The 1,527-nt window shown below is 36.3% G+C and carries 2 protein-coding genes and 1 pseudogene; 1 reads left to right on the top strand and 2 read right to left on the bottom strand.

The features are described from left to right. Positions 1–817 (bottom strand): annotated as a pseudogene (locus WBM70_RS09100) (hypothetical protein); the annotation flags it as partial. Positions 818–857: 40 nt separating this feature from the next. Then, positions 858–1,223 carry a c-type cytochrome gene (locus WBM70_RS09095; protein ID WP_424558194.1) on the bottom strand — a complete coding sequence of 122 codons (366 nt, stop codon included), beginning with the start codon at positions 1,221–1,223 and terminating at the stop codon, positions 858–860. Positions 1,224–1,315: 92 nt separating this feature from the next. Between WBM70_RS09095 and WBM70_RS09090 the strand changes: the two genes are divergently transcribed. After that, the coding region (locus WBM70_RS09090; RefSeq protein WP_424558193.1) for a tetrahydrofolate dehydrogenase/cyclohydrolase catalytic domain-containing protein at positions 1,316–1,527 on the top strand (212 nt) is incomplete at its 3' end.

Genomic DNA, 1,527 nt, shown 5'->3' with positions numbered 1-1,527 from the left:
AATAAGCGACTGGAGCAGACATAGCCACTTGTGGGACCATGCTTTCTTCCGCCATCATAGCCATATCCATGTTTGCTCTTTTAGACATAGCACTTTTAGACTTTCTTTGTATTGGGGGTTCATACTTACTCACTACCCATGGACGAAAATGGATTGGATGTACATATTGATTTGCAGAACGATAAAAGAACATCGCATTGTCTGCATGAATATCTATACCGCTCCTATTTGAAACAGAGAGATATTGGGTCACTGTTACTTCTTTTTCATCTTCAATATTTGCCTCATAGTGTGTAGAAAAAGAGACATACCCACGAGGGAGAGTAAGTTCTATCTCTTTATTACATGTTTGTGTCGTTTGCAGTGCATTTTTAGTAGGTGCCTGTTTTTGAAACTTTCTTTGTAAAATTTGAACCTCTTCATTCAATGACCTCTCTAGTGTTAAAAGTCTTGCTTGTTCTTCACCTATATGTTTTGCTGATTCTATCCAGGCATTAGCATCAAACGTAGTAGGCTGAGGAAGTGAAATAAGCTTCTCTAGTACCTTAGTATTTGATTGAACGGTTTCTACTTTTTGTTCTGTCTCTTTCCAATTTGTCAAAAGTTGACATAATCTATCCTCTGCAGGACAAGACAACGTGACAGAGAGCGGTAGAGTCGTACCTTCACATTTCACTTTAATATTTCGTGTAAAACCTATAAAATTATTTTTCGGGGTGAAATTGTAAAAAGTGTTATCCTGATATACTGCAAGAGAGGAAGCATGAACAAAACCTCCAGTTAACAGCAGTACGCTAAGAGATGTAGTGAATTTCATAAATGATCCTTCATAATGGTATAAAAATCATTATAGCAAATTATTGTGTAGTATTCGTCTCTTTAAAGGTTGATAAATAGGCTTCATTTTTCTTTTGAAGGTAATCATAAATGGCTTTCACTTCTTCATCTGTAAGATAATACCGAGGCATGATCTTATGATAAGTATTTAGCGCTTTGATCATATCATCGATCGTATCTCTACGTATATCCGAACCCTTTAATGCTTGTTTTCCATGAATATCTCTGAACTCAACAATAGTTTGTCCTTCACCACTTTCACCATGACATTGGGCACAGCTTACTCCTCTTGGGTTGGCATAGAGCATTTCGCCATATTCATAATGGGAAATGAAATCTTCCTGCCCCGATAACATTAAAGGCAATAACATCCATAGTAGTCTCATGATAGTATCAACCTTACTCCACAATAGGGCAAAACTGCTGCATTGCCTAAAGTATTTTTGATATAATACAATAAAAAATATAAGGGCACTCTATGCAACTCATCGATGGTAAATCTTTAGCCAAGAAAGTGCAAACTACTGTAACTACAGAAGTAGAAAAACTCAAACAAGAAAAAAACATTGTTCCTGGACTCGCAGTTATCCTTATAGGTGATGATCCTGCAAGTCATGCATATGTTAAAATGAAAGCAAAAGCTTGTGAAAAAGTAGGGTTTTACTCTATCACACACAATATGCCTGATAC

The organism is Sulfurovum sp. (assembly GCF_049668085.1).
Taxonomy (GTDB): Bacteria; Campylobacterota; Campylobacteria; order Campylobacterales; family Sulfurovaceae; genus Sulfurovum.
Note: the sequence above shows the minus strand (reverse complement) of the source record. Positions and strands in the feature narration are given on the sequence as shown.